The following is a 21,585-nucleotide window of genomic DNA, read 5'->3' on the forward strand; positions in this document are numbered from 1 at the left end:
GCTCAGCGCCCCGGAATTTCGTCGCGGGGCGGGGCGGGTTCCCAGTTCTCGATGATCTCGGCCGCCTCCTGCGCGGTATCGACAAAGCGGAACAGGTCCAGATCCTCGTCCGAGATCGTACCGGCATCCGCCAGTGCGTCCCAGTTGATGACCTTTTCCCAGAACGCGCGGCCAAACAGCAGGAAAGGCACACGATCCATTCTGCCGGTCTGGATCAGGGTCAGGGATTCGAACAGTTCATCCAGCGTCCCAAACCCGCCGGGAAAGATGGTGATGGCGCGGGCGCGCATCAGGAAGTGCATTTTGCGGATCGCAAAATAGTGGAAATTAAAGCTGAGATCTGGCGTCACGAAACTGTTTGGCGCCTGTTCGTGCGGAAGCACGATGTTCAGCCCGATCGAGCACCCGCCTGCTTCGTTTGCACCGCGATTGCCAGCTTCCATTACACCGGGGCCGCCGCCAGTGACGATCACATTCTCGCGGCATCCGGTTTCTTTCGATTTCACGGTCATCAGCCGGGCAAACTCACGCGCCTCATCGTAATATTTCGACAGACCGGCCAGGGTTTCTGTCCGCGCGGTGTGCTTTTGCGAGGGTTCGGGAATGCGGGCGCCGCCGAACATGACGATGGTCGACGTGATCTCACGCTCGGTCATGATCATTTCGGGTTTCAGCAACTCAAGCTGCAAGCGTACAGGGCGCAGCTCGTCCCGGCACAGAAACTCGTCATCCGCGAAAGCCAGACGGTAGGCCAGAGAGCGTGTTTGCGGTGTGTCCGGAACCTCTTTTGCGGTCGAGCGGTCGGTCTGCGCATCGCGAAACGGACTGTGGCGGTCTTCTCTCATCGGTGATCGATCCCTGCTTGCGTGTTTGACAAACAGCTATAGGGTTCGCGGGCAGAGTGCCAGTCACGGAAAGACGAGAATGAATTGGAAAAGTGAAATATCGGAAGCACGGGACCGCATCGCGGGATATGCGCAGGTGACCCCGGTTATGGAAAGCAACATTCCCGGCTATCCGGTTGAACTGAAACTCGAGCACATACAGCATACTGGCAGTTTCAAGGCGCGGGGTGCGTTCAATACGCTGCTCAGCTCGGATGTGCCGGCTGCGGGTGTGGTCGCCGCATCCGGTGGCAATCATGGTGCGGCGGCGGCCTATGCCGCGCAGACGCTGGGGTATCCTGCAAAGATATTTGTGCCGGAACTGGCGGGCCCGTCCAAGATCGCACTGATCCGGCAAACCGGTGCCGACCTGGGCGTTGTTTCCGGTGAATACGCGAACGCGCTGACCGCAGCGCAAGAGCATGAGGCAACGACGGGTGCAATGCAGATCCATGCTTATGACGCCCCGGCCACGGTGGCGGGGCAAGGGACCTGTTTTGCCGAATGGGACGCCCAGGGCTTGCAGGCGGATACGGTACTGGTCGCTGTTGGCGGCGGCGGGCTGATCGCCGGGGCGCTGGCCTGGTTCGATGGCGTGCGCAAGGTTGTGGCGGTCGAGCCGGAAACGTCCTGTGCGTTGAATGCTGCGTTGTGCGCTGGTGAGCCGGTTGATGTTTCCGTGTCGGGCATCGCCGCAAACGCGCTGGGCGCGCGGCGGATCGGCGAAATCTGTTTTGAACTGGCGCAGGGTACGAGTTCGGTTCTGGTGTCAGACGATGCCATCGCGGCGGCACAACAGGCGCTTTGGCGCGCGCATCGCATTCTGGTAGAACCTGCCGGCGCGACCGCATTGGCCGCCTTGACCTCGGGTGCGTACCGACCTGAACAGGGTGAACGCGTGGGTGTTCTGGTGTGCGGTGCAAATATCGCGCCGGACCCGTTCGCTGGGTGAATTATCGGGTTGTGGATGTGGATGGTGGATTTTATCTATAATCCATGACTGCAATGATTTCCGACACGATTTACCAAAGCCTCAGCCAGCGGATCATCACCGGAGAGCTGGCAGCCGGTGAAAAGCTACGGCAGGATCATATTGCCCGAACCTTCAATACCAGCCATGTTCCGGTGCGTGAAGCCTTGTTGCGGCTTGAGGCGCATGGATTGGCCCGGCATGAACCACGCAAGGGAATGCGGGTTACGGCGCTGGACCCGGCAGAGGTTCGGGAGGTGATCGAAATGCGCGTGGCGTTGGAAACGCTGGCGTTGCAGCAATCGATGCAAAACATGTCTCCGGTCGCGTTGGAAAAGATCGAAAACGCACGCATCGCCTGTGACGAGGCGCAGTCGATGCCGCAATGGGAGGCTCTGAACAGAACGTTCCATCGCGCCATTCTGACGCCTTGCGGGCTGCCGCGGCTTTTGCATGCAATCGACGATCTGCATATTGCAAGCGCACGCCATCTGTTCGCGCAATGGCGGTTTAAATGGGTGCAACGGGCTGACACGGATCATGCGGCCATTGTGCGGGCTTTGAAGCGCAAGGAAATGGCCACAGCAACGGCGATCCTGACCCGCCATATTCGGCGCGCGAGCTGATGACCCTCTGCCTCAGACGCAATTGGGCCCGTCTACGTCGCATTGCGCCATGGGTCCGGCTTGCGTATAGGCCAAATCAACGTGAACAGATTCTGTAGGGAGACACCCCATGTCCAACGCGCAACTGGAAGCCGCCATCGAAGCCGCCTGGGAGGCACGCGAGACCATCACGCCCGCCACCGCAGGCGAGCAGCGCGAGGCGATCGAGGATACGCTGAATGCGCTGGACAGTGGCTTGTTGCGCGTGGCGGAAAAGCTGGAAACCGGTGACTGGCACGTAAACCAATGGGCCAAAAAGGCGGTTCTGCTGGGCTTCCGTATCAAGGACATGGAAATCCAGACGGGCGGTCCGCAGGACGGCGGCTGGTGGGACAAGGTGGACAGCAAGTTCGCCGGTTGGGGTGAAAACCAGTGGCGATCTGCCGGGTTCCGCGCGGTTCCAAACTGTGTGGTTCGCAAGTCGGCATATATTGCACCGGGCGTGGTGCTGATGCCGTCTTTCGTGAACCTTGGGGCCTACGTTGACGAAGGCACGATGGTTGATACATGGGCCACCGTCGGATCCTGCGCGCAGATCGGCAAGAATGTGCACCTGTCGGGCGGCGTTGGCATTGGCGGAGTGCTTGAGCCGATGCAGGCTGGCCCAACCATCATTGAAGACAATTGCTTTATCGGCGCGCGCTCGGAAGTGGTCGAGGGATGTATCGTCCGCGAAGGCTCGGTTCTGGGAATGGGCGTGTTCATTGGTAAATCCACCAAGATCGTGGACCGCGAAACCGGAGAAGTCATGTATGGCGAGGTTCCACCCTATTCGGTTGTGGTCGCGGGTTCCATGCCGTCGAAGAACAATGTCAGCCTCTATTGCGCGGTGATCGTGAAGCGGGTTGACGAAAAGACCCGCTCGAAAACGGGCATCAACGAATTGCTGCGGGACTGATCGTTCTGATTAACGCGCAAGGCCGGGGCGTAACCGCTCCGGCCTTTTGTTTTTTGGGTCAGGTTGGCTGAACCAGATACCAAGCTCGTGGCCTTGGCCAGCCTTGAAGCGGTGCTTAGCGGTTCTCACCTTGCATGGCTTCGACTTCTGTGCTTCCTATATTTATCTCAGCACTTTCGGTTTCACCATCGCCGCCGGATTCACCTCAACAGTTTTTCGGGCCTGAGGCCTTCAATCAATGGGGGAGGTCGAGACTCGCGTTCACTGAGTCTCTCACCCAGCTTATCCCTTGATCGGATATCGGTCCGGTTCCTCGAAAACATCGATTACCCGCGTGCCAGCCTTGATTTTGCCGCCATGTTCCACGCCTGACGGGATCGAATAACTGTCGCCCGGGCGGTAGGTCCGGGTCTGCCCGTCTATGGTCAATTCAATCTCACCCTCCACCACTGTGCCCCATTGGGCTTTGTGAGAATGTAAGGGCAATTCGAAATCCTGAAGAAACGTAAAGAACGCCACCAATCCTGCATCCGACCGGATCACGGCCGTTTGCACCACGTCGTCGGGGAACGGTACGTCGAGGCTGGGAAAACTCGCTATGAAATCTGGGTAGGGCATGAAGGCGTCCTTTGTATTCGGGATCGGTTTATTCCGGGTACTATGGGGGCAAGGCGGGGCTCCTGCAATTGTTGGCTGCTTGACCGCGAACCGGCGCGGGGCTATGGCCCGGTGCATGGAGAAGCAAAAGAAACCCTCGCGTCAGCAAGTCTATACCCTTCTGGTCCAGATTGGCCGCAAGGAGGGCGACGGGCTGCCCGATGGGGCGACCGGCGCGGCGCTGATGTGCTATGCCAGCGGCGTGGATGAGGCCGAGGCCGTGCGTGAGACGGTCGCGATCCTGAAGCAGGCCGACACCGCACCACTGGATGTCACCGGATACGGCACATTGGCCGAACGTGAAGCGCAAGGTCACGATATCGAGGCGGACGAACGTGCGCTGATGCAAAGAGCGTTGGATGAAAACGCAGTGATCGTCGCGCAGATGACACCGTTTTTCGGAGACGAGGCGCAGGCCTAGTTCCGCGATCCGAACCACTTGCGATAGATTTCGTCATAGGTTCCGTCTTCGCGCAAGCCAAGCAATGCCTGGTTTACATCCTCGACCAGAGGTGATCCGGTCGGGAAAGCGATGCCGTAGTTTTCGCGCAGGAAAACACCACCTGTCATCGACGCAATGCGCCGCCCTTCATGGGCCGCAAAATAGGACAGGATCGGCGCGTCGAATACGACGGCATCCAGATCTTCGGCCTTGAAAGCGTCCAGCATCTCATTCAGCCCCGGATAGCTGGTAAACTCGATCTCGCGCCGGTTCAGGAAACTGGCCGCAGTCGACCCTGATATTGTCCCGACAGTCTTGCCGTAAAGGTCGTTCACCGAATTCACGCTGCCGGTAATGGCGTCCACAGTCATGACCGAGGTGATACGGGCGGTGAACACTGAAACGATGAACAAGGATGACACCACCAGCACGACACCCAACATTCGACCGAACGGAGTGCGCGGCATTCGCTCTTCGAACCCGCCATTCACAACCAAGTTCAGCGCCCACCAGAACGATGGGAACCACGCTTCGTTCAAGTCGCGGTCGAAATAGGGTTGGGCGCGGCGTTCAAAGCTCCACATCAACATGCCGCCACCGAGGAGAATGGCAAAGGCCAGCCCTATGGCGATGAACAGTTCTTTCGAGAGCAGGGCCTGCAACAGCGATGGTTTTCGTACCGCGTCTGAGGGTACCATGATCTGAAGACCCGCTTCGAAGATCGGCTGAGAGAAATCCATTTGCGTTTCACGCAGGGCGGTGATCGAGATATTGGCGATGGCAAGGTCTGCAGACCCGCTCTGCACGGCACCCAACATGTCAGAAAACGCCTCGACGCGGTTGACCGTGTAGTCCCAGTTCAGAGCCTCGGCCAAAGCCGCCAGCAAATCCATAGAGAAGCCGGTTTCGTCGCCATCCTCGACATAGGAAAATGGCGGGCGGGTCACGGTTGTGACCGAAAGGGACTGTGCCAGGCTTTGCTGTGCGATGACGGCGAAAGTCAGGCAGATCAGTGCGAAGAAGGCGCGCTTCATATTCAATTCACCTGTTTCGCGGCCCTGTAACGCGAATTTGTGGCGGGCGGCAAGGTGGTCGCAGGGTAAAGTGCCATGTTTTATTGGGGTGTCGCTTTGATATCTATATATTCGGATGACCGTTTTTTTACGGATTGGGGTTGGAAAACCGGCCAAATCGTTGAATCTGTGCGCGAACCCGCGTCAGACACAGTTCCAGAGGCCCCCGCATGACTGATCCCGTCCAATTGACAGCCGAACTGATCCGTTGCCCTTCGGTCACACCTTCAGAAGGCGGAGCACTTGTTTTGCTTGAGGCGGTGCTGTCGGAGGCAGGTTTCGAATGCACGCGCGTTGATCGCGGCGGCATCAGCAACCTTTTCGCGCGTTGGGGGCAGAAAGGTCATGCGCGCAGTTTCGGATTCAATGGTCACACGGACGTCGTCCCTGTCGGCGACGAAGCTGCCTGGACTGCGCCGCCCTTCGGGGCCGAAGTGCGGGATGGGGTGATGTATGGGCGCGGCACTACCGATATGAAATCCGGAGTTGCGGCTTTTGCGGCTGCGGCAATGGATTTCGTGCGTGACACCCCTCCGGATGGGGCAATTGTCCTGACAATTACCGGTGATGAGGAAGGCGATGCGTTGGACGGCACCACTGCGCTTCTCGATTACATGAAAGGCGCGGGTGAGCGTATGTCGGTCTGCCTGGTAGGAGAGCCAACATGCCCGAACAAAATGGGTGAGATGATCAAGATCGGCCGTCGGGGCTCAATGACTGCGTGGTTTAAGATTACAGGTGTGCAGGGGCATTCGGCTTATCCCCATCGGGCCAAAAACCCGCTGCCCGCAATGGCGCGGCTGATGGATCGGCTTGCCAGCCATGAACTGGATCAGGGCACGGACCATTTCGACGCCTCCACGCTGGCTGTTGTCACCATCGACACTGGAAACGCCGCGACCAACGTGATCCCGGCGCAATGCAGCGGCGCGGTCAATATCCGCTTTAACGATCTGCATTCCGGGGCAAGCCTGAGTGATTGGTTGCAATCAGAAGCGGATCAGGTGGCAGCTCAGTACGGTGTCGAAATCGGTGTCACGATCAGTATTTCGGGTGAAAGTTTTCTGACCCCGCCGGGGCCTTTGTCGGATCTGGTGGCCAAAGCGGTCGAAGCCGAAACCGGCGTTACGCCGGAGCTGTCGACAACCGGCGGCACCTCGGACGCGCGCTTTGTCAAAGACCATTGCCCGGTGGTGGAGTTCGGCTTGGTCGGGCGCACGATGCATCAGGTGGACGAGTGTGTTGAGGTTGCGCAGATCGAGCAGCTCAAATCGATCTATACCCGTATCCTGACGGATTATTTCGCCTGATCCATGCAACGCACATTGGTGATCATGGTCAAGGAACCCAGACCGGGTCGTGTCAAGACGCGGCTGGGGCGTGACATCGGCATGGTAGGTGCCGCGTGGTGGTTTCGGCATCAGACCCGCGTCTTGATCCGCAGGCTACGTGATCCCCGTTGGCAGATTGTGCTGGCCGTGTCGCCCGATGCAGAAGGCCTTGTAAGCCGTGTCTGGCCCGTTGACCTGCCACGCGCGCCGCAGGGGTCCGGCGACCTGGGTGGCCGGATGAAGCGGATGTTGCGCGGAATGCCCAAGGGGCCGGTTTGTCTGATTGGTGCGGATATTCCGGGTATTTCGCGTGCACATATTGCCTGTGCATTTGGTGCGCTTGGGCGATCCCAGATGGTGTTCGGCCCCGCGCCGGATGGCGGCTATTGGCTGGTCGGTGCGCAGCGCTATGGCGCGCTGCCCGCAGGTCTGTTCCACGATGTGCGTTGGTCGACAGAACATACATTGGCCGACACACTTGCCTCAATCCCAAACTGCCGTGTGACCCTGCTGGACCAACTGCGCGATGTGGATACGGTTGCTGATCTGAAACCCTGAGGTTTTTTGGTCATGACGCGGTCGCAAACGCGTGCTACGCCGGAAGCATGACTCGCATCCCCACCAAGCAGGAGGTCCTTGACTGGATCTCGGCGAACCCCACCCTGACCTCGAAACGCGACATCGCCAAAGCCTTTGGTATCAAGGGCGCGGATCGCATTGACCTCAAGCGCATCCTCAAAGAGCTTGAGGCCGAAGGACATCTTGAAAAACGCAAGCGCAACTATCGCGATCCAGACCGTCTTCCACCTGTCAGTGTATTGCAGGTGAAGGCCCCGAATGCCGATGGTGATCTGTTTGCTCGCCCACTGGAATGGCATGGCGAAGGCGTCGAGCCCATCGTTCTCATCATCGCGCGGGCCAGCGACCCGGCCCTGGGTGAGGGTGACCGCATTCTGGCCCGCCTGACCGTCGTGCACGAAGAAGATCACAATTACGAAGCCCGCCTGATCCGCCGAATCGGGACCAACCCGCGCAAGATCGTGGGCATATTCCGTAAAGGGGCCGAAGGGGGCAGAATCGTTCCTATCGACAAGGCAGGCCAGACTGAATGGTTGGTTGCCGATGGCGCGGTGCATGGTGCCAAAGACGGCGAATTGGTCGAGGCCGAACAGGCCGGGCCAAAAAACCGCATGGGCCTGCCGCGCGCGCGCATTGTTGAACGGTTGGGTGATCCGACCGCGCCCAAGGCTGTTTCGCTGATCGCGATCCACCAGCACGGTATCCCGGATGACTTTCCCGACAAGGTCATTGCCGAAGCAGACAATGCCAAACCCGTAGGCCTGAAGGGCCGCGAGGACCTGCGGGATATGCCGCTGCTGACCATCGACCCTTCGGATGCGCGCGATCGTGATGATGCCTGTTACGCGCACGCGGATGAAGACCCCAAGAACCCTGGTGGACATGTGATCTGGGTCGCTATCGCCGATGTTGCTGCTTATGTGCTGCCCGGCTCGGCCCTGGACCGCGAGGCGCGCAAGCGGGGCAATTCAAGTTATTTCCCTGACCGTGTGGTGCCGATGCTGCCTGATCGGCTGTCGGGTGATCTGTGTTCCCTGCATGAAGGCGTCCCGCGCGCCTGTGTCGCTGTGCGGATGCAGATTGACGCGGACGGTAACAAGATTGGTCATCGTTTTGTGCGGGGGTTGATGCGTTCGGTTGCGTCACTGAACTATGCCGAAGTGCAGGAGGCCATCGACGGCAACCCGAACGACCGCACTGGGCCATTGCTGGAGATGGTCTTGAAACCGCTTTATGCCGCCTATGCCGCGCTAAAGAAAGCGCGGGCTGTGCGACAGCCACTGGAACTGGACCTGCCCGAGCGTAAGATCGTGCTCAGCGAGACGGGTCATGTTGAAAGCGTGGCGTTCCGCGACCGGTTGGATGCGCATCGGTTGATCGAAGAGTTCATGATCCTCGCCAACGTCTCGGCTGCCGAGACACTGATCGCCAAGCGCCGTCCGCTGCTGTTTCGCGTGCACGAGGAACCCGCGCCCGAGAAACTGGAAAGCCTGCGGGAAACGGCGCAGGCCGCCGGATTGAACCTCGCCAAGGGGCAGGTGCTGCAAACCCGCCACCTGAATGCGCTGCTGAACGCCGCCGCCGGGACCGAGGATGCGGAACTGATCAACCTGACCACCCTGCGGTCGATGGCACAGGCCTATTACAACCCTGAAAACTTCGGCCATTTCGGGCTGGCGCTGCGGAACTACGCGCATTTCACCTCGCCGATCCGGCGCTATGCCGACCTGGTCGTGCATCGGGCGCTGATCTCAGCCCACGGTTGGGGCACGGACGGTTTGACCGAAGACGAGATTACCCGGCTCGAAGAAACGGCGACTCATATCTCAGATACCGAACGCCGATCCATGATGGCTGAACGGGACACGACTGACCGTTATCTGGCCGCGTATCTCAGCGAGCGGGTTGGCAATGAGTTCACAGGCCGGATCAGCGGCATTGCCCGGTTTGGTGCATTTGTCAAAATGGACGAAACCGGCGCGGATGGCTTGGTTCCGGTGCGATCATTGGGGCGCGAGTTCTTCCATTTCGACCGCGAGGCCGGGACACTTATGGGGGCGGACACGGGGCTGATTATCGCCATCGGCCAACGTGTCACCGTTCGACTGACCGAAGCGACACCTGTGACCGGTGGGTTGGAGCTGGAGCTGCTGTCCATTGACGACCAGGCCCTGCCGCGTGGACATGGGCCAAAAGGGCGATCATCCCGGCGCAAAGCGATCAGCACCAAGCGCAAGAAAGACAAGATCAAGCGCAAGGTCGAACGCAGGCGCCGTCAGAGGTGATAGGTCAACGCGCGGGCAATCAGCCATCCATGGCGTGTCGGATCGATTTGCGCAGTGTCATCAAACAGAACGGCACGGTTCCCATCGATCCGGTCCTCGCCCGGAAAGGCGGAAGTGAAATCGCTTATCAACCGGCTCTGACAGTGCACAAACAAGGCGAAACTTGCCGATTTGTGCGCGCCCAGCCGGATCGTTGACCCTTTGGGCGCAAGATAGGCGGGCTGACCCCAGCGCAGTTCCTCTTGCACCGTGGGGACAGCAGGCAGAGAGGCTGCCGTGTCAAACACAAGCTCCCGCAAGGCCAGAGCCCCCGCACGGGAATGCGGGGGCAGGGCTTCAAAGGTCGAAGCGACCAAAGGATTCTCAAAGGGTTTCATGCAATTGGTATCGCCTGTTCCAACCGGTCCACGTAGCTGTTCAGCAGGTTATCCTGTTTGATCCGCTGGGTCAGGGGGGTGTCCGCAGGTGTGGCGCGCATTGCGGCAAGCATTGGACCAACGCTCATGTCCGCAGATGTCGGCCGGTCCCCAAGCAGGAAAGAGGATTGCCACAAATAGGCCGAGATCGCCTCGAGGTCACGTTCGATACGGTCCAGCCGTTCGGACAGCGAAAACCGCCCGATTCCCTGTGACGTGATCCCCTTCAGAACGGATTTCCGGATCGCGTTGGATGCCGGTTTCCGGATCAACGCCGGAATTCCGGTAAAGAACGTATCACGCAAGATCGGCCAGACTTCGTCATTGCCCCAACGATCCAGAACGATGTGAAAATACAGATGCTCTTCGGCCATGCGCACCAGGGCGCGGGACTGCGCCTTTTCGACATCCGTCAACCCTTTGTCGAAATCCGCGCCCTGCTGTTCCAACCAATCGCGGATCAGGTCGCTGTCCGGGACCAGGCGTTCCGGCGTTCGCAAAACGGGCAGTTTCTGGTGGGGCATCTTGCGGGGGTCAAGCATGTCCGAGCGTTGCCAGGTCTGGCCGGACTGCTGAAGCATCAATGCTGTCTTGACGCAGAAGGGGCTGGCACTGAACAGGCCGAAGGCAGAGGGGAAGGTGAGAAGGGTCAGCATTATGAGGCTCCGTGTCATTGTGTGCTGACTGAGTATCGGGACCTAATGACAGTTTCTGTCATTAGAGGTAAGCTATTGTACATCATGTCCCGCACCGCCCGATTGTTCCAACTGATGCAAGCCCTGCGTTCTGGCCCTTCGCCCAGAACATCCGAACAGTTGGCGCAGGATCTGGGTGTTTCGGCCCGAACAATTCATCGGGATATTGATGCATTGCGCGGACTGGGTGCCGTGATCGATGGCGAAGCGGGGTTTGGCTTTACGCTGATCGAGGACGCGACCCTGCCGCCATTGGGGTTCACTGACGATGAGCTTGAAGCGTTGGTTCTGGGCTTGCGCGAAGTTCAGGTGATTGGCGATCCGGCTTTGTCGGGCGCAGCGGGTACGGCCCTGCGGAAACTTCAGGGACGCTTGCCGCAACGCCAGTCCCATCGGCTCAGCCACGCGGTTCTGGCTGCTACGCGGTTCAACCGCCCGCCTGAGCCCACGATTGACGTGGCCACTCTGCGGCAGGCGACGTGGGATGAGCGCGCGGTCGAGTTTTTCTATACGGACGCGAAAGGCGACGCTACGCACAGGCGCGTCAACCCTTTGAGCATCGTCTATCTGGATCACTCGAACGTGTTGTTGGGCTGGTGCCACCTGCGACAGGATTTTCGCGTTTTCCGGTTGGATCGCTTACAGGACATGTCAGTGACGGAACAAAGTTTCAGGCCGAACCGCGTGGCCCTGCTGCGCGAGGCATTGGAACGCATTCGGGCAGAGCGTGCTGCGCAGGAGCGTGAGGCGAACGTCTGAGCACTTTGTGAATTTCTGATTCTGCGCTACCCTGTTGCCGAGCAGTAATCAGGAAAAAACGGAATGCATAAATGCGTAGGCGGCGTCATGACCGTCGCATTGTGGGCATCCATAGTGCAGGCGGAAACAACAGAAAACACCAGATGGGCAAACAGCGGGATTTCACGCGCAGCGCTGCAACTGGCTTCGGCGGATGTGACCGTTTCGATCCGTCCGGTCCCGCGCCCGTTGATTGAGGCCTTGCCCGTGGCTTCTGCGACAACGGCAAGGTTTCAGTCCTGGCTTGGCGCCTTTCAGGGACGCGCGCGACGGCAGGGCATTTCGCAGGGAACACTGACTCAGGTGTTTTCGGGGATGAGCTATGACGAAGATGTCCTGGAACGGGATCGTAATCAGGCCGAGTTTTCGAAACCCATCTGGGAGTATCTTGAGACCGCAGTGTCGGAAACGCGCCTGTCGAGCGGGCGTGCGGCCATGCAGCGGCATCGGCAGGTGTTGAACCGGATCGAGGCGGAATACGGTGTCGAAAAAGAGGTGGTTACAGCCATCTGGGGGCTTGAAACGTCTTTCGGGTCTTATCGCGGCAGCAGTCCAACGCTTCGTTCATTGGCAACGCTAGCCTTTGATGCGCGGCGGGCACAATTCTTTGAAACGCAGTTGGTCGCTGCCCTGCGGATTGTGCAGGCTGGCGATATCAGCGCCGGCAACATGCTTGGCAGTTGGGCGGGCGCAATGGGGCATACGCAATTCATGCCCACGTCATATCTGGATCACGCGGTGGATTTCGACGGTGATGGCCGACGGGATATCTGGTCGGATGACCCGACGGATGCGCTGGCTTCGGCGGCGTCTTATCTGGCGCGGCATGGTTGGACCAGGGGTCAGCCATGGGGCGTGGAGGTGCGTTTGCCCGCCGATTTCGATTACGCCTCAGCCCGTCGTGATTTTACGCTGATGCCGTCTGAATGGGCCGCACAGGGTGTCGTGTCGCGGGATGGCACCGTCGTGCCGGATCATGGGAAGGCCGCGATCCTGCTTCCGGCCGGAAGTCAGGGCGTCGCGCTGATGATTTTTGACAATTTCAACGTGATCGAGGCGTATAACGGGGCCGACGCCTATGTGATCGGCATCGGGCATCTGTCTGACCGGCTTGCAGGGGGCTCAGCGTTTCGGGCCAGCTGGCCGCACGGCGACCGGGTGCTGAGCTTTGCCGAGAAAAAGGAATTGCAGACCCTTCTAACGGATGCGGGCTTTGACACAAAGGGTGTCGACGGGCGCACCGGGCCAAATACGATCAACGCGGTTCGGGCGTATCAACTGGCGCAGGGACTGGTCCCGGACGGATACCCCACGCCAAACCTGCTGGAGAGGTTGCGGTAAAGAAAAGGCGGCCCGAGTGGGCCGCCTTTGAAGACGCATAAGTCGCTAAATCAAGATGCGGCTTTCATCAGCCCTTGCGCAATGATCTCGGCCTGCGCTTCGTCCAGCGACTTGTAGATCCGCACGAACATCTCGTCGATATCCGCGGGTGTCAGGATCAGCGGGGGTGAAATGATCATCCGGTCGCCGACGTGGCGCATGATCAGGTTATTGGCAAAGCACCGATCACGGCAGATATAGCCGACCGTGCCGGGTTCGGATGCGAATTTGGCGCGGCTGGCTTTGTCCGGGGTCAGCGCGATGGAGGCCATCATGCCAACGATCTTGGCCTCACCCACCAGCGGATGATCTGCCAGTGCCTCCCATTTCTCTTTCAGATAGGGGGCGGCAACATCGCGCACATGCTCAACGATCTTCTCTTCTTCGAGGATGCGCAGGTTCTCCAACGCCACGGCAGCCGCGACCGGGTGGCCGGAATAGGTATAGCCGTGGTTGAATTCGGTACCGCCGATCACTTCGGCGATTTCGTCGTTGACGATGGACCCGCCGATGGGTGCATAGCCCGAGCTAAGGCCCTTGGCGATGGTCATGATATGCGGCTTGATGCCAACGGTTTCCGATCCGAACCAGTTGCCTGTCCGGCCAAATCCGCAGATGACCTCGTCGGCTATCAGCAGGATATCGTACTTGTCGCAGATACGCTGAATTTCCGGCCAGTATGTATCGGGCGCGACGATCACGCCGCCTGCACCTTGAACCGGCTCGGCGATAAAGGCGGCGACCCGGTCTTCGCCCAACTCTTCAATCGCCTCTTCCAGCTCGCGCGCGCGGGCCAGACCGAATTCTTCGGGCGACATGTCACCGCCTTCGGCCCACCAGTTGGGTTGGTTGATGTGGTGGATATTCGGGATCGGAATGCCGCCCTGCGCGTGCATCCCGGCCATACCACCCAGCGAGGCCGAACCCACGGATGAGCCGTGATAGGCGTTCTTGCGGCTGATGATGATGTTCTTGTCAGGCTGGCCTTTCTGGGCCCAGTAGGTGCGCACGAGGCGGATATTGGTATCGTTTGCCTCGGACCCGCCTGCTGCGAAAAAGACATGGTTCAGATCGCCCGGTGCCAGTTCGGCAATCTTGGCGGCTAAAGCAATCGCGGGGACGTGGGTCGTTTTGAAGAAGGTGTTGTAATAGGGCAGCTCGCGCATCTGGCGCGCGGCAACATCGGCCAGCTCATCACGCCCATATCCGATATTGACGCACCACAGGCCTGCCATTGCATCCAGAATTTCCTCGCCTTCGCTGTCGGTCAGATAAACACCATTGGCACGTGTGATCACGCGCGCCCCTTCCTTCCCCAGCGCACCATTGGCCGAGAAAGGGTGAATGTGATGCGCGGCATCCAGCGCCTGCAATTCGGCGGTCGGCATGTGGTTGGTGATGGTAGACATCGGAGAATCTCCTACAAGAACGCAGTTGGCGAACACAATATGATCAAATTTTTTCCTGTCAATCGAATCAAGTTAGATCAGACAGACGTCAATGCCTCCGCCATCAGGTCCATACCCTGTTCGATGTCCTGAGCGGTTGCCTTTGCAGTCATTTCTGCGTCACCGGCGCGCAAAGCGGCAATAATGTCCTTGTGCCGATCCGGAAGGCTCTGTGTGCCGAAGCGCCCGCAGACAACACGCAAAGAGGGGCCAAACCGCAACCAAAGTCTTTCAGCCAGATCACTGAGGATCGGCGCGTTTGCGTAAGAATACAGCGTTTCGTGAAAAGCTTGGTTCAAACGCAGATAGCCACCGACATCACCATCGGCGATCATGCGATCCAAATGCCTGTCCAGGCGTTCCAGGTGATCAATGTCCTGCGTATTCAGGTTGGCGGTTGCACGTCTGGAAAGCTCTGATTCTATTGAAATTCTGGCGAAGATCATCTCTTCAATATCGTTCGAGTTCAGCAGCGGTACACTGACGCGCCGATTGCCCTGGAAAACCAACCCTCCATCCGAGATCAACCGGCGAATCGCTTCGCGGACCGGAGTCATCCCAACACCCAGCGAATCAGTCAGGCCCTGGATTGTGACGGGCTGACCTGGGACCAGTTCACCGAACAGAATCTGTGATCTGAGTGTTTGGTAAACCTGCTCATGCGCGGGTTGTTTGCCCCCTTCGGTCGACGGCGCATATGCCTTATTTTTGATCAAATCCAATTGGTTCTTCCCATTTCGACTAAGCCTGACTTGTCAGGTGACTGGCCACGTGAAACCATACGCTGGATCGAGGGAAAACGCAAAACTTGATCAAATCCAAAAAAACGGGAAAATACCCGTACACTTGCAGGGAGAAGAATATGACAATCAAAACGCTGACTATGACGGCGGTCATCGCATTGGGGACTTCGGCGGCATTTGCTGAAGAGGTGCGTGTTTACAACTGGTCCGACTACATCGACGAAGAACTGCTGAGCAAATTCGAAGCAGAAACAGGTCTGACCCTGATCTATGACGTGTTTGACAGCAACGAGGTTCTGGAAACCAAGATGCTGGCTGGTGGTTCGGGCTATGATGTGGTGGTGCCGTCAGGTACATTCCTTCAGCGCCAGATCCAGGCCGGCGCGTTTCAGCAGCTGGACCAAAGCAAGCTTTCGAACGCCGGAAACCTTTGGGATGTAATCGAAGAGCGAACCGCCGGTTATGACCCGGACAACGCGTATTCGATCAACTACATGTGGGGAACAACCGGGATCGGCGTGAATGTCGGTAAGGTCAAAGAGGTTCTGGGCGACGACGTTGCTCTGAACAGCATGGATCTGGTCTTGAAGCCCGAGAACATGGAAAAGCTGGCCACTTGCGGCGTGCATTTCCTGGATGCCCCGGCCGAGATCATTCCCATGGTGCTGCAATACCTTGGTGAAAACCCCGACAGCCACGACGCGGACGTGATTGGCAAGACCGAAGCGGTTCTGACGGCGGTCCGCCCGCATATCCAGAAATTCCACAGCTCGGAATACATCAATGCACTGGCAAACGGCGATATCTGCGTTGCTGTGGGCTGGTCGGGTGACATCCTTCAGGCACGCGACCGTGCTGCAGAAGCAGATAACGGTGTAGAGATTGAATACCACCCCTTCGCCGAAGGGTCGCTGATGTGGTTCGACCAGATGGCAATTCCTGTCGATGCTCCAAATCCCGAAGGCGCACACACGTTCCTCAACTTCATTCTGGACGCCAACAACATGGCGGCGGCATCGAACTATGTGTATTACGCCAATGGCAACAAAGCGTCTCAGGAATTTCTGGAAGAGGACGTGATCGGCGATCCGGCCATCTATCCGGATGATGCCACGATGCAGAACCTGTACATCACGACACCTTATCCGGCGAAAACACAGCGGGTCGTGACGCGTCTGTGGACCAAGGTCAAATCGGGCACCTGATCCGAATTGCACCGGCAGGGCGGCGCCGCCGCCTTGCCTCTCTTTCCAGCTATTCGAACGAGGGCCGTAGTGAATTCTGACGTCTTTGCGCCATGGGATGACCCGCAGGCGAAACCCTTGATCCAGTTCCGAAACGTGACCAAGCGTTTTGGTGAATTTACTGCCATCGACAACCTGTCTTTGGATATCTTCGAGCGAGAGTTCTTTGCCCTGCTTGGTCCGTCGGGATGTGGAAAAACGACGATGATGCGGATGCTGGCCGGGTTCGAAACACCGACCGAAGGCCAAATCCTGCTTGGGGGGAAGGATATCGACCCGATCCCGCCCAACAAGCGGGCCGTGAACATGATGTTCCAGTCCTATGCCCTTTTTCCGCATCTTAGCGTCTGGGAAAACATCGCCTTTGGCTTGCGCCGGGACAGAATGCCCAAACACGATCTGGAAGACCGGGTCGAAGAGATGCTGCGCCTGACCCGGCTTGAACAGTTCGCGCGCCGCAAACCGCATCAGATTTCGGGTGGGCAGAGGCAGCGTGTGGCGCTGGCGCGCTCACTTGCCAAAGCGCCCAAGCTTTTGCTGCTGGATGAACCGCTGGGCGCGCTGGACAAGAAATTGCGCCAGGATACCCAATTCGAACTGATGGATATTCAGGAAAAAACCGGCACCACATTCGTGATCGTTACGCACGATCAGGAAGAGGCCATGACAGTCGCCAGCCGTGTGGCGGTGATGGATCAGGGTCAGCTTATGCAGGTTGCCACTCCGGACCGGATTTATGAGAACCCCGCCTCGGTCTATGTCGCTGATTTCATCGGGGACGTGAACATCATCGAAGGGCGCGCGACATCTGTCGGACAGGAAACCTATCAGGTAGACTGGGCCGAAGGGCAAGCGCCGCTGACCGCCGCATCAGCGAAGAACTTTGAAAACAGTCAGTTGTGCCATCTGGCGATCCGGCCGGAAAAAGTGACAATCTCGGCCGAGCGTCCGGCAGATGCAGTGAATGCGGTGCAAGGCAAGGTTCATGACATCGCGTATCTGGGCAATCTGTCCACTTACCACGTTGAACTTGCAAACGGCACAATCATCAAGGCACAGACGGCCAACACCCGCCGCATCTCGCGCCGTTCATTCACCTGGGAAGACCCGGTCTGGCTGTCCTGGACGGCCACGGCTGCGGTTCTGCTGGCCGACTGATGCGCCGCGCTGTTCTGATCGCCATACCTTATGTCTGGCTGTTGGCGCTGTTCATGGTGCCATTCTTCATCGTTCTGAAGATTTCGCTGTCGGATACCGCGCTTGCGATCCCGCCCTATACACCGACACTGGATTTTTCAGCTGGTTGGTCGGGGATCAAAGAGTTCTTCAGCCAGCTTGATCTTGAAAACTTCGTTTGGCTGACCGAGGACGACCTGTACTGGAAAGCGTATCTGTCCAGCGTCAAGATCGCTTTGATCTCAACCTTCCTGACTTTGCTGGTTGGCTACCCCATCGCCTATGGCATGGCCCGTGCGCCCGAGGAATGGCGGCCAACGCTGATGATGCTGGTGATCCTGCCTTTCTGGACGTCATTCCTGATCCGGGTCTATGCGTGGATGGGCATTCTGTCGAATGAAGGGTACCTTAACCAACTGCTTCTGTGGACGGGCATCATTTCGACGCCTTTGACGATCCTGAACACTTCGACCGCCGTCTATATCGGTATTGTCTACACTTATCTTCCGTTCATGATCCTGCCGATTTATTCGTCATTGGAACGCATGGATGGTTCGCTGATCGAGGCGGCCGAGGATTTGGGCTGCTCGAGGGCACAAGCCTTCTGGCTGGTCACCATTCCACTGTCCAGACCGGGCATCATCGCAGGTTGTTTTCTGGTGATGATCCCCGTGATCGGTGAGTTTGTGATCCCGTCACTATTGGGTGGGTCCGGCACGTTGATGATCGGCAAGGTGTTGTGGGAAGAGTTTTTCTCGAACCGAGACTGGCCCGTGGCAAGTGCTGTCGCGATCGTGCTGTTGCTTATTCTGGTCGTTCCCATTGTGCTGTTCCAGCGCAACCAGCAGAAACAGGCGGAGGCTGACGGATGAACAGATTAAGCTGGTTCAATACGGTTTCGCTGACGCTGGGTTTTGCGTTCCTGTATATTCCGATGATCATCCTGATCATCTTCAGCTTTAACGAAAGCAAGCTGGTCACGGTCTGGGCCGGGTTTTCGACCAAATGGTATGGCGAACTGGTTCAGAACGAGGCATTTCTGGATGCTGCATGGGTCACGGTCCGGGTTGCGGTGTTTTCCTCGACACTGGCAACGATTCTGGGGACTGCGGCCGCTTATGTGCTGGTTCGGGGCAAGCGGTTCTTTGGCCGGACATTGTTTTCCGGCATGATCTATGCACCGCTTGTGATGCCCGAGGTGATCACCGGCCTGTCCCTGCTGTTGCTGTTTATCGGGATCGGGCTGGACCGGGGTATCCTGACCATCGTTCTGGCTCACACAACATTTTCGATGTGTTTTGTGTCGGTCGTCGTCTCGTCACGGCTTGTGATATTCGACAAGTCGCTGGAAGAAGCCGCTTTGGATCTGGGCTGTTCACCGGCGCAGGCCTTTGGTCTGGTCACCCTGCCGATCATCGCGCCGGCGGTAATCTCGGGCTGGCTGTTGGCTTTCACATTGTCGCTGGATGATCTGGTTATTGCCTCGTTCACATCGGGCCCGTCGGCGACGACCCTGCCGATCAAGATCTTTTCGGCCGTGCGGCTGGGCGTCAGCCCCGAGATAAACGCGCTGTCGACGATTATGATCGCGGTCGTGACGGTTGGGGTGATTACGGCCTCACTTGTGACCAAACGCGCGATGATGCGCCAACGGCAGGACGAGCAGGCCGCTGCGCGCACCGAATGAAACGGATATTTCCCGAATACACCTATGGCGCAGGTCCTCGTGGTGGTTGCTGGTGGGACGAAACCATTGCAAACCCGAACTGGCCAGAGCTTCAGGGCGACCTGAACGTTGATGTTGCCATCGTCGGTGGCGGCTTTACAGGGGTCTCAGCGGCTTTGCATCTGGCCGAAAACGCGACCTCGGTAGCTGTGTTCGAGGCAGGCCCACCGGGGTGGGGCGCATCAGGTCGCAATGGCGGTTTCTGCTGTCTTGGCGGATCGAAGCTTGGGCAAAAGTCTATGGTGCGCCGCTATGGCCGCGAAGCGGCGCAAGCCTATGAGACGGCTGAACAGGATGCGGTCCAGCTGGTTGCCGATCTGCTGGCGCGGCATCGGATAGATGCCGATACGCATTCCAACGGTGAGACTCAACTGGCCCATTCGCGGCATGCGATGGATGTCCTGCGCCGATACGCGGACGAGACCGGCATTCTGCACCAAGCTGCTGAATTACCAGCGCTCGGTATGGGTGGTGCATTTTTCGGTGGGTATACTCTGCCGGTTGGCTTCGGGCTCAATCCCCGGAAATACCTGTTCGGGCTGGCAAGCGCTGCGGCAGCTTCGGGAGCGAATTTCTTCCAGAACAGCCCCGTTCTGAACATTGAAAAAACGACGTCCGGCTTCAGGCTGCAAACAAGCGCGGGGCAGGTTAACGCACAGGTCGTGCTGATTTGTACCAACGGGTATTCCAGCGAAGACATCCCCGATTGGATGTCCGGACGCTACTTACCTGCGCAATCGACGGTTATGGTAACACGCCCACTTAGCCAGGCAGAACTGTCGGCGCAGGGCTGGAACTCGGACCAGATATGTTACGACACGCGCAATCTTCTGCACTATTTTCGCCTGATGCCGGATGGGCGCTTTTTGTTCGGAATGAGAGGCGGCTTGTTGTCGTCGCCCCGGTCCGAGGCCGCGATCCGGGCAAAGGTTCAACAGGACTTCAAGCGCATGTTCCCGGCCTGGGCAGCGGTTGAGGCGACTCATATCTGGTCGGGGATGGTGTGCCTTTCGCGAAGCCTGATGCCTTATGTCGGTGCCGTGCCCAAGCAGCCAGGCATGTTTGCCGGATTTGCGTATCATGGCAACGGCGTCGCTATGGGGACTTACAGCGGGCGCGCATTGGCGCGACTGGCATTGGGCAAAGAGGCCCACTTGCCGGCCCCGATGAGGCAAACTCCTGAACGATTTCCGTTGGGCCGCTGGCGTCGCGCATTGATGCCACCGGCATACGCCCTCTTTGCGCTTTCCGACCTCAGGTAAACTCAATCGGTTTCAGGGTTTCGATTTCCAGTTTCAACCCTTCGGAATAGTCGGGTGCACCGTTTTCTGCGCGCCACAGGCAATAAGCGGCCATGCGCCAAGCATACCATGGCTTGAGTCGTTGATAACGGGCAACAATCTTGGGTCTGCGATAGGCGGACAGAAACTGAACTTCTTCCGCGTCCGACAATGGTGAGCCCCGGTACAACCTTTGCATTGCCGGGGACAGAAACAGCGCAAGGTCTTCGCACGGGTCGCCAAAGGCCGGGCATTGCCAGTCGATCAAGGTCAGGCCGCGGGACGCGACCAGAATATTTCCTGCGACCGGGTCGCCATGGATCAGGCAAGTCTTGGTCGTGGGGGGGACGGATATCGAAGGTTGCAGTTTTGCCAGTTCGTTTCGGGTTTCTGATCTGCACCCTTGCAGAATTCTGTGCCCATGGGCCATCAGGTCCGCGCTGCCGTTACACCCGGTGGGCGCTGGAATGGTGTTGGGCAGCGAGTGCAACCTGCGCAGCAGTTCACCAACCTTGTCCGACCCATTCCGCCAAGGTGTTCCGGGTGCGTGGTCGTAAAACACCCAATGCGCGTTCCTGTGCTGTCCTGCCGCGCGCAGCCTTGGTACAAATCCGGTCGGACCAAGCGCCTTGAGGCAGAGAGCTTCCAGCTTTGCATCATTTCGAAACAAGGGGTTGCGTAAGGTCGGGCTGTAGAGCTTCAGTACTTTGTCGCCGTTGTCCCCCAGCACTTTCCACACCCTGTTGGTCCGACCACCATACAGGATTTCGAACTGCGCGTACATGTTGACCAACCCCATAGTGCTGAGGCGTTCAACCAGATCATGAGGGGGGGCAGGCAGGTCGGGCAGAGGTCTTTTCACTTCTTCTGGCGAGTCGAGTTGCCAACCTTTGGC

General features: G+C 58.4%; 22 protein-coding genes. 14 read left to right on the plus strand and 8 right to left on the minus strand.

Annotated elements, in window-relative coordinates; all coding sequences use genetic code 11:
- Positions 1 to 2: 2 nt before the first annotated feature.
- The gene (locus tag AC2FPW_RS15480; protein ID WP_496814400.1) at positions 3 to 845 is read right to left on the minus strand and encodes an LOG family protein; all 843 of its coding nucleotides are present in this window, start codon (positions 843 to 845) and stop codon (positions 3 to 5) included.
- Positions 846 to 924: 79 nt separating this feature from the next.
- Between AC2FPW_RS15480 and AC2FPW_RS15485 the strand changes: the two genes are divergently transcribed.
- From AC2FPW_RS15485 to dapD, 3 genes are all read left to right on the plus strand, one after another.
- Complete coding sequence (locus AC2FPW_RS15485) at positions 925 to 1,836, plus strand: threonine/serine dehydratase (protein ID WP_496814401.1); 912 nt, start codon at positions 925 to 927, stop codon at positions 1,834 to 1,836.
- Positions 1,837 to 1,880: 44 nt separating this feature from the next.
- Positions 1,881 to 2,480 carry a GntR family transcriptional regulator gene (locus AC2FPW_RS15490; RefSeq protein WP_496814402.1) on the plus strand — a complete coding sequence of 200 codons (600 nt, stop codon included), beginning with the start codon at positions 1,881 to 1,883 and terminating at the stop codon, positions 2,478 to 2,480.
- 109 nt (positions 2,481 to 2,589) lie between these two features.
- On the plus strand, positions 2,590 to 3,417 hold the full coding sequence (gene dapD, locus AC2FPW_RS15495) for a 2,3,4,5-tetrahydropyridine-2,6-dicarboxylate N-succinyltransferase (RefSeq protein WP_496814404.1): 828 nt from the start codon (positions 2,590 to 2,592) through the stop codon (positions 3,415 to 3,417).
- Between the two features lie 282 nt (positions 3,418 to 3,699).
- Here the strand turns inward: dapD and AC2FPW_RS15500 are convergent, their stop codons facing one another.
- On the minus strand, positions 3,700 to 4,035 hold the full coding sequence (locus AC2FPW_RS15500; protein ID WP_480914625.1) for a cupin domain-containing protein: 336 nt from the start codon (positions 4,033 to 4,035) through the stop codon (positions 3,700 to 3,702).
- A 115-nt stretch (positions 4,036 to 4,150) separates the two neighbouring features.
- Here AC2FPW_RS15500 and AC2FPW_RS15505 point away from each other — a divergent pair, with 115 nt between their 5' ends.
- The gene (locus AC2FPW_RS15505) at positions 4,151 to 4,495 is read left to right on the plus strand and encodes a DUF8846 family protein (RefSeq protein ID WP_209598381.1); all 345 of its coding nucleotides are present in this window, start codon (positions 4,151 to 4,153) and stop codon (positions 4,493 to 4,495) included.
- On the opposite strand, the gene AC2FPW_RS15510 is transcribed toward AC2FPW_RS15505, so the two are convergent.
- Positions 4,492 to 5,550: a transporter substrate-binding domain-containing protein gene (locus tag AC2FPW_RS15510; RefSeq protein ID WP_480484152.1), complete on the minus strand. Its 1,059-nt coding sequence runs from the start codon at positions 5,548 to 5,550 to the stop codon at positions 4,492 to 4,494. The two genes, AC2FPW_RS15505 and AC2FPW_RS15510, sit on opposite strands and share 4 nt — an antisense overlap.
- Before the next feature lie 209 nt (positions 5,551 to 5,759).
- Between AC2FPW_RS15510 and dapE the strand changes: the two genes are divergently transcribed.
- From dapE to rnr, 3 genes are read left to right on the plus strand one after another with little or no spacing between them, the layout of a single operon-like run.
- The gene (dapE, locus tag AC2FPW_RS15515) at positions 5,760 to 6,899 is read left to right on the plus strand and encodes a succinyl-diaminopimelate desuccinylase (RefSeq protein WP_480833076.1); all 1,140 of its coding nucleotides are present in this window, start codon (positions 5,760 to 5,762) and stop codon (positions 6,897 to 6,899) included.
- Between the two features lie 3 nt (positions 6,900 to 6,902).
- Entirely contained in the window at positions 6,903 to 7,478 is a 576-nt protein-coding gene (locus AC2FPW_RS15520; protein ID WP_496814407.1) for a TIGR04282 family arsenosugar biosynthesis glycosyltransferase, read from the plus strand.
- A gap of 47 nt (positions 7,479 to 7,525) precedes the next feature.
- Positions 7,526 to 9,784 carry a ribonuclease R gene (rnr, locus tag AC2FPW_RS15525; RefSeq protein ID WP_496814409.1) on the plus strand — a complete coding sequence of 753 codons (2,259 nt, stop codon included), beginning with the start codon at positions 7,526 to 7,528 and terminating at the stop codon, positions 9,782 to 9,784.
- On the opposite strand, the gene AC2FPW_RS15530 is transcribed toward rnr, so the two are convergent.
- Both AC2FPW_RS15530 and AC2FPW_RS15535 read right to left on the minus strand, forming a co-directional pair.
- Positions 9,775 to 10,161: a DUF1801 domain-containing protein gene (locus AC2FPW_RS15530; protein ID WP_496814410.1), complete on the minus strand. Its 387-nt coding sequence runs from the start codon at positions 10,159 to 10,161 to the stop codon at positions 9,775 to 9,777. The two genes, rnr and AC2FPW_RS15530, sit on opposite strands and share 10 nt — an antisense overlap.
- The gene (locus AC2FPW_RS15535) at positions 10,158 to 10,856 is read right to left on the minus strand and encodes a glutathione S-transferase family protein (RefSeq protein ID WP_496814412.1); all 699 of its coding nucleotides are present in this window, start codon (positions 10,854 to 10,856) and stop codon (positions 10,158 to 10,160) included. Before AC2FPW_RS15535 ends, AC2FPW_RS15530 begins: the two co-directional genes overlap by 4 nt.
- 84 nt (positions 10,857 to 10,940) lie before the next feature.
- Here AC2FPW_RS15535 and AC2FPW_RS15540 point away from each other — a divergent pair, with 84 nt between their 5' ends.
- A complete protein-coding gene (locus tag AC2FPW_RS15540; RefSeq protein WP_496814414.1) occupies positions 10,941 to 11,654 on the plus strand; it encodes a helix-turn-helix transcriptional regulator in 714 nt (237 codons plus the stop codon).
- Positions 11,655 to 11,717: 63 nt separating this feature from the next.
- On the plus strand, positions 11,718 to 13,034 hold the full coding sequence (locus tag AC2FPW_RS15545) for a lytic murein transglycosylase (protein ID WP_496814415.1): 1,317 nt from the start codon (positions 11,718 to 11,720) through the stop codon (positions 13,032 to 13,034).
- Between the two features lie 50 nt (positions 13,035 to 13,084).
- Here AC2FPW_RS15545 and AC2FPW_RS15550 read toward each other — a convergent pair whose 3' ends face one another.
- Positions 13,085 to 14,482: an aspartate aminotransferase family protein gene (locus AC2FPW_RS15550; protein WP_480588361.1), complete on the minus strand. Its 1,398-nt coding sequence runs from the start codon at positions 14,480 to 14,482 to the stop codon at positions 13,085 to 13,087.
- A 77-nt stretch (positions 14,483 to 14,559) separates the two neighbouring features.
- Positions 14,560 to 15,243: a GntR family transcriptional regulator gene (locus tag AC2FPW_RS15555; protein ID WP_480900479.1), complete on the minus strand. Its 684-nt coding sequence runs from the start codon at positions 15,241 to 15,243 to the stop codon at positions 14,560 to 14,562.
- Between the two features lie 140 nt (positions 15,244 to 15,383).
- Between AC2FPW_RS15555 and AC2FPW_RS15560 the strand changes: the two genes are divergently transcribed.
- The 5 genes from AC2FPW_RS15560 (at position 15,384) to AC2FPW_RS15580 (ending at position 20,672) form a co-directional block, all read left to right on the plus strand.
- Positions 15,384 to 16,469, plus strand: a complete 1,086-nt coding sequence (locus tag AC2FPW_RS15560) for a polyamine ABC transporter substrate-binding protein (RefSeq protein ID WP_267363696.1) — start codon at positions 15,384 to 15,386, stop codon at positions 16,467 to 16,469.
- A gap of 69 nt (positions 16,470 to 16,538) precedes the next feature.
- Positions 16,539 to 17,666, plus strand: a complete 1,128-nt coding sequence (locus AC2FPW_RS15565) for an ABC transporter ATP-binding protein (RefSeq protein WP_496814417.1) — start codon at positions 16,539 to 16,541, stop codon at positions 17,664 to 17,666.
- Positions 17,666 to 18,556, plus strand: coding sequence for an ABC transporter permease subunit (locus AC2FPW_RS15570; RefSeq protein ID WP_496767349.1), 891 nt, complete (start codon positions 17,666 to 17,668; stop codon positions 18,554 to 18,556). Before AC2FPW_RS15565 ends, AC2FPW_RS15570 begins: the two co-directional genes overlap by 1 nt.
- A complete protein-coding gene (locus AC2FPW_RS15575) occupies positions 18,553 to 19,371 on the plus strand; it encodes an ABC transporter permease (protein WP_496814418.1) in 819 nt (272 codons plus the stop codon). Before AC2FPW_RS15570 ends, AC2FPW_RS15575 begins: the two co-directional genes overlap by 4 nt.
- Positions 19,368 to 20,672 (plus strand): NAD(P)/FAD-dependent oxidoreductase, encoded by a 1,305-nt coding sequence (locus tag AC2FPW_RS15580; protein WP_496814420.1) that lies wholly within the window; start codon positions 19,368 to 19,370, stop codon positions 20,670 to 20,672. The genes AC2FPW_RS15575 and AC2FPW_RS15580 overlap by 4 nt, the downstream gene beginning before the upstream one ends.
- Here AC2FPW_RS15580 and AC2FPW_RS15585 read toward each other — a convergent pair.
- Complete coding sequence (locus AC2FPW_RS15585; RefSeq protein WP_496814421.1) at positions 20,665 to 21,552, minus strand: phosphotransferase; 888 nt, start codon at positions 21,550 to 21,552, stop codon at positions 20,665 to 20,667. The two genes, AC2FPW_RS15580 and AC2FPW_RS15585, sit on opposite strands and share 8 nt — an antisense overlap.
- Positions 21,553 to 21,585 lie beyond the last annotated feature (33 nt).

It is taken from the genome of Ruegeria sp. SATB027 (assembly GCF_059613825.1).

Coding starts and splice junctions, on each gene's coding strand:
- AC2FPW_RS15480 (WP_496814400.1), bottom strand. CDS start 845: ATGAGAGAAGACCGCCACAGTCCGTTTCGCGATGCGCAGACCGACCGC.
- AC2FPW_RS15485 (WP_496814401.1), top strand. CDS start 925: ATGAATTGGAAAAGTGAAATATCGGAAGCACGGGACCGCATCGCGGGA.
- AC2FPW_RS15490 (WP_496814402.1), top strand. CDS start 1,881: ATGACTGCAATGATTTCCGACACGATTTACCAAAGCCTCAGCCAGCGG.
- dapD (WP_496814404.1), top strand. CDS start 2,590: ATGTCCAACGCGCAACTGGAAGCCGCCATCGAAGCCGCCTGGGAGGCA.
- AC2FPW_RS15500 (WP_480914625.1), bottom strand. CDS start 4,035: ATGCCCTACCCAGATTTCATAGCGAGTTTTCCCAGCCTCGACGTACCG.
- AC2FPW_RS15505 (WP_209598381.1), top strand. CDS start 4,151: ATGGAGAAGCAAAAGAAACCCTCGCGTCAGCAAGTCTATACCCTTCTG.
- AC2FPW_RS15510 (WP_480484152.1), bottom strand. CDS start 5,550: ATGAAGCGCGCCTTCTTCGCACTGATCTGCCTGACTTTCGCCGTCATC.
- dapE (WP_480833076.1), top strand. CDS start 5,760: ATGACTGATCCCGTCCAATTGACAGCCGAACTGATCCGTTGCCCTTCG.
- AC2FPW_RS15520 (WP_496814407.1), top strand. CDS start 6,903: ATGCAACGCACATTGGTGATCATGGTCAAGGAACCCAGACCGGGTCGT.
- rnr (WP_496814409.1), top strand. CDS start 7,526: ATGACTCGCATCCCCACCAAGCAGGAGGTCCTTGACTGGATCTCGGCG.
- AC2FPW_RS15530 (WP_496814410.1), bottom strand. CDS start 10,161: ATGAAACCCTTTGAGAATCCTTTGGTCGCTTCGACCTTTGAAGCCCTG.
- AC2FPW_RS15535 (WP_496814412.1), bottom strand. CDS start 10,856: ATGCTGACCCTTCTCACCTTCCCCTCTGCCTTCGGCCTGTTCAGTGCC.
- AC2FPW_RS15540 (WP_496814414.1), top strand. CDS start 10,941: ATGTCCCGCACCGCCCGATTGTTCCAACTGATGCAAGCCCTGCGTTCT.
- AC2FPW_RS15545 (WP_496814415.1), top strand. CDS start 11,718: ATGCATAAATGCGTAGGCGGCGTCATGACCGTCGCATTGTGGGCATCC.
- AC2FPW_RS15550 (WP_480588361.1), bottom strand. CDS start 14,482: ATGTCTACCATCACCAACCACATGCCGACCGCCGAATTGCAGGCGCTG.
- AC2FPW_RS15560 (WP_267363696.1), top strand. CDS start 15,384: ATGACAATCAAAACGCTGACTATGACGGCGGTCATCGCATTGGGGACT.
- AC2FPW_RS15570 (WP_496767349.1), top strand. CDS start 17,666: ATGCGCCGCGCTGTTCTGATCGCCATACCTTATGTCTGGCTGTTGGCG.
- AC2FPW_RS15575 (WP_496814418.1), top strand. CDS start 18,553: ATGAACAGATTAAGCTGGTTCAATACGGTTTCGCTGACGCTGGGTTTT.
- AC2FPW_RS15580 (WP_496814420.1), top strand. CDS start 19,368: ATGAAACGGATATTTCCCGAATACACCTATGGCGCAGGTCCTCGTGGT.